The sequence below is a fragment of the Aeromonas aquatica genome (assembly GCF_000764655.1).
In the GTDB taxonomy this organism is placed as follows: Bacteria; Pseudomonadota; Gammaproteobacteria; order Enterobacterales; family Aeromonadaceae; genus Aeromonas; species Aeromonas aquatica.
This window is the reverse complement of sequence record NZ_JRGL01000046.1, coordinates 1-4,801: the sequence shown is the minus strand read 5'-3', so window position 1 is coordinate 4,801 and position 4,801 is coordinate 1. Positions and strand designations below refer to the sequence as shown.

Annotated in this window: 5 protein-coding genes; all 5 read right to left on the bottom strand. The window is 49.6% G+C overall.

Translation table 11 applies throughout. The annotated features are described in order from the left end of the window. On the bottom strand, positions 1–310 hold a 310-nt coding region (locus tag LG30_RS0107615; RefSeq protein ID WP_033130109.1), incomplete at its 3' end, for a sugar nucleotide-binding protein. Beyond that, positions 310–1,395, bottom strand: a complete 1,086-nt coding sequence (gene rfbB / locus LG30_RS0107610) for a dTDP-glucose 4,6-dehydratase (protein WP_033130108.1) — start codon at positions 1,393–1,395, stop codon at positions 310–312. The genes LG30_RS0107615 and rfbB, both read right to left, overlap by 1 nt. Before the next feature lie 25 nt (positions 1,396–1,420). Further along, on the bottom strand, positions 1,421–2,203 hold the full coding sequence (locus LG30_RS0107605) for a methyltransferase domain-containing protein (protein WP_052100896.1): 783 nt from the start codon (positions 2,201–2,203) through the stop codon (positions 1,421–1,423). Positions 2,204–2,430: 227 nt separating this feature from the next. Further along, entirely contained in the window at positions 2,431–3,453 is a 1,023-nt protein-coding gene (locus LG30_RS21430; RefSeq protein ID WP_081966051.1) for a glycosyltransferase family protein, read from the bottom strand. Next, positions 3,441–4,801, bottom strand: a 1,361-nt coding sequence (locus LG30_RS21425) for a glycosyltransferase family 2 protein (RefSeq protein ID WP_152599104.1), incomplete at its 5' end; no start/stop codon positions are given. The genes LG30_RS21425 and LG30_RS21430, both read right to left, overlap by 13 nt.

The following is a 4,801-nucleotide window of genomic DNA, read 5'->3' as shown; positions in this document are numbered from 1 at the left end:
TGGAGTAGTGTACCAGCCAGGCACCGAGTGTTTCAGCCTCTTTTGCAATCGCGGCCACACTGGTGGCATTGAGTAGCTCGGCAAACTCACGCTCACTCTCGGCCTTGTCAACGGCGGTGTGGGCCGCGGCATTGACAATCACATCCGGCTTGAGCAGGCGGACCGTCTCGGCCACCCCGGCAGGGTTACTGAAATCACCGCAATAGTCAGTGGAATCGAAATCCACTGCGGTAATGCGGCCCAGCGGGGCCAATGCGCGCTGCAGCTCCCAGCCAACCTGACCATTCTTACCAAACAGCAGAATATGCATCAGGCACGCTCCCCGTAATTCTGCGCAATCCAGGATTGATAGGCCCCGCTCTTGACGTTGCTGACCCACTGCGTGTTTTCCAGATACCACAGCACCGTCTTGCGAATGCCTGACTCGAAGGTCTCTTGCGGTTGCCAGCTCAGTTCGCGGCTCATTTTGCTGGCATCGATGGCATAACGGCGGTCGTGGCCGGGGCGATCGGTCACGTAGGTGATTTGATCGCGGTAGGAGCTTGCCTTGGGCACCAGCTCATCGAGCAGATCGCAGATGGTGTGCACCACCTCCAGGTTCTGCTTCTCATTGTGGCCACCGATGTTATAGGTCTCACCGACCATACCGGTGGTCACCACGGTGTAGAGCGCGCGGGCATGGTCTTCCACATAGAGCCAGTCACGGATCTGGTCACCCTTGCCATAAATGGGCAGGGGCTTGCCATCCAGGGCATTCAAGATCACCAGTGGGATCAGCTTCTCGGGGAAGTGATAGGGGCCGTAGTTGTTGGAGCAGTTGGTGACCACGGTCGGCAAACCGTAAGTCCGGCGCCAGGCTCGCACCAGGTGATCGCTCGATGCCTTGGAAGCAGAGTAAGGGCTGCTGGGCGCGTACGGCGTGGCCTCGGTAAAGAGGGGCAAAGCCTCACCCGCATTCACCTCATCCGGGTGGGGCAGGTCGCCATATACCTCGTCGGTGGAGATATGGTGGAAACGAAAAGCACTCTTGCGCGTGTCATCCAGACCGTTCCAATAGGCCCGGGCCGCTTCGAGCAGCACGTAAGTACCGACGATATTGGTTTCGATGAAATCAGCGGGCCCAGTGATGGAGCGATCGACGTGACTCTCGGCTGCCAGGTGCATCACGGCATCCGGTTGATGCGTTGCAAACACGCGGTCCAGCTCGACGCGATTGCAGATATCCACCTGCTCGAAGGCATAGCGCTCGCTGCTCGATACTTCTGCCAAGGACTCCAGGTTGCCCGCATAAGTCAGCTTGTCGAGATTGATGACGGAGTCTTGGGTATCACGGATGATATGGCGAACAACGGCAGAGCCGATAAAGCCCGCTCCACCGGTAACAAGGATTTTCATATCGTTTCTCTCTGTTTTTCTACTCTTAAGGTGTCAATAAAGATTTCAGTTGCTCGATTTCAATATCTTTCTGGGCCAGCTTATTTTCATAAGAATGAACTACTAAGTCCAATCTTTCTTGAATGTCTACCACTTGGTTTTTATATTTTTCTTGAATTTTGAAATCTTCGGGTGTGAAGTCGATGTCTTCATCACCATGAATGTTTGTATAGATATTTTTTAGCAATTTGTCAGAGCAAAGAGACATCCGCTGTGTGTTTTTTACACGAACGTCACCTTTTGCGAAAACAGCGATGAAGTCACTCCATCTATCTTCTTGTAGAGTAGAGAACTGTGCGCTGGTAAATGACTCCAATAGCGTTACACCGTAACCACATCGACGTCCCCATGTTTCTAGAGCCTTGCCTGAATCAGGGTAAAAACGCCAGCAATCGACAGGGTACCTATGTATGTATCCGTTACTTGGCACATTGATATAGATAAGACCACCCGGTTTCAAAATTCTCAGCATTTCGCTAAATGAGAGCCAAAATAGCTCTGAATGCTCAAGGCAAGAACTGGTCACGACGACATCGGTAGATGCATCTTCCACAGGGAGTCGGTAAGGATCGCTGATCAAGATATCGACACCCTTTCCCTGGGTGAAGTCAAGACCGGTATAGGTGATATTATCCTTACATATAAAAAAATCCCTGATACTGCCATTAACATCCTGTGAACCTATTTCGATGATATTAATGGGGTCATGAATTTCCTTGATGTAGGTGTTGAAAAATTCTTTTCCAAAGTACAGGGCTGATGGGTGCATAAAATCCCTTCAATATTGAAATGGTTGTTTTTAAACATGCCTAGAGGACGAATATACTACGCGTAAATGTAGTGCGTTGAATAATGTACTGCAGATGCTTGAAATTATCATTGCCAAGGTGATGACAGAAGTAATATAAAAAATTGATGTTAAACAATAATGGAGAGCCATGAAAAGGCAAGCACATTTATAATTAAGTCATTAATTTACAGCGTGTATTTGTATGTTCAAAGAAGAAGCATTGCTGTATTTTTTGCATTTTGAGCTAATTGTGTGCGTTTTTCATGATAGTAGGCAAGTGTTTTTATTGCATTAACCCATGACGCGTTATCGTTTTCAAGTAATATGCCATTAACATTTTGTGTCACAAGATCTTTGTATGGGGCTCGATTGCTATATATTCCCACTGCACCCATGCGGACAAAGTCATAAAATTTTACGGGTCCTCTCCCAGCATTAAAGGCAGACTCAAGTAAGGGTGCCAAGCCAATATCGATGCGCTGAGTTTGGGTATACGCGAGATAATTATCCCAAGACATGGGATGGAGCACAGTTACCCTAGGCGTATTGCGGTAGAGTTTATATATGTCATGTTCACCAAATATTTCAAATGTGACATTTTGGCAAAGTTCCATGACTTTGCTAATAACGTCATATAACCATATTTTCTCATCCCGATGAGAGCTGGTACCATGATATGCAACTCTCAACATGGGGGTATGCTCGAGTAACATACTCGAAGGTGTCGGGTTGATGATTTTTGGATCTAAATGAGAGTACTTTTTTCTTAGGTAGGGTGTTGATACCCAAAAATCATCACAATATGAGGTTACCCATCTGTGCTGAGCCGAGGCGCGACGTAATATTTTCTTACGGTATTCTTTAGGTAGCCGTTGCAACGCAGCTGGGTCTAATAGATCATCATCCATAAAATAAATTATTCTTGATAATTTATCAATGTCCTGCTCAATTCTGGCCTGCCAGTGTGAGGATATAAACCTGATGATAACAATGGCATCATCAGGTTGGATTGACAGATGACTTAGATCGTGACCGTCTTTTAGTATGATGTCTGTGTTTTTAAATTGTGCTGCAATACTCTGATGAAAATAGGCGAGCGTCGGTGAATTACCCTCATGCAAGATGATAACTCGTCGGCAAGGACCGTGTAATATGGAATTAAGGCCGTGTTCCTTTTTGTTTAATTTTCGGTATTTTTTAAATAGAACTCTTCTGATCATTTCATCCATGGCAACACCACATTAGGAGTATGACTGAGCGAGAAATCAGGGCGGTCATAACTCAAGTTGGGATTATAAGCTGGATCATGCTTAAGCCGCTGTGCCCAGCGTTTCTTCATATAGCGCAGCTCCCCTTGTGCTCGCGCCAATTGTTGTGGCGTCACATCCTTGCCACGGGATACCGACTCATGGTGATAGAGCTCGGCAAAAGGGGTCCAGACAATTCGCCAGCCAGCCTCACCAATCCGCAGGCAGTAATCCACATCGTTGAATGCAACGGGCAGATTGCGTTCATCCAGACCGCCGAGGGATACAAAGAGCTGGCGGTGAGTCAACAGGCAAGCCGCGGTCACGGCAGACAGCTCCTGAGCGCAGACGGCCCGACGTTGATAGCCGGGGTCGTTTGCGGTGAGGCCCGCATGAAAGTGATCGGCGCAACCACCCGGCCCAACGGCATCACCACCATGTTGCACTCGACCATCACCGTAATAGAGCTTGGCTCCAACCACGCCAACACCTGGACGCAGCAGATGGGAAACCATTTCGTCCAACCAGTCCGGGTTCATGATCTCGGTATCGTTATTGAGCAGGCAGATGAGCTCACCACTGGCCTGGTTCACGGCACTGTTGTTAATAGCCGAGTAGTTGAACGGATGGTCATAAGGGATCACCCGCACTCCGTATTCCTGAGTGGCATGAGTTAAATAAGCCAGGGTATCGGCCTCATCACTCTGGTTATCCATCACCAGGATCTCCAGATTGGGGTAGCGAGTCTGCTGGACCAGACTGTCAATACAGGGCTTGAGATGAGCCACGCCATTACGGGTGGGGATGATGATCGATACTCGTGGCAACTGGGCTGGCAATGGCCAGTGCCAGCGGCAGATCCCGTGGGGAGCAGGGGACAGTGTCACACCCGAAGGTACAACCTGGCTTGCTTGGGCGATAAGACCATGGTCATCCTGATCCTGCTTGGGTAGATGCATCATCAGCACCGGAATATGGGCTATCTGGCTGACATCCAGTTGCCGGGCAAGTTGTAGCCACCAGTGGTGGCATTGGGCCCCATTCTGTGGCGCAGAGGGGGGGCTCTCCCCCCGCCATAACGCGCACCAGCCGATATAGTTCTGGCCGTGCAGCAGCGTTTCATTCCAATCCGGTTTGAAGTTGGGAGAGTGACGTTTACCACTGTCATCCAGCAAATCGTGATCCCCGTAGATCCACTGCGCATTCGGAGTCAGCCGTAGCTGATGCGCAATCCAAAAGAGTGAAGCCGGGGCCAGTTCTGCCCCCAGTGGGATGACCCACTGCCACTCTCCCGGGGAGCGGCTGGATCGCAGCCCGTCTACATCATGTA

What these genes read in the sequence shown, in the direction of transcription:
- LG30_RS21430 (WP_081966051.1), bottom strand. Translation starts at nt 3,453, where the DNA reads ATGGATGAAATGATCAGAAGAGTTCTATTTAAAAAATACCGAAAATTA.
- LG30_RS0107605 (WP_052100896.1), bottom strand. Translation starts at nt 2,203, where the DNA reads ATGCACCCATCAGCCCTGTACTTTGGAAAAGAATTTTTCAACACCTAC.
- rfbB (WP_033130108.1), bottom strand. Translation starts at nt 1,395, where the DNA reads ATGAAAATCCTTGTTACCGGTGGAGCGGGCTTTATCGGCTCTGCCGTT.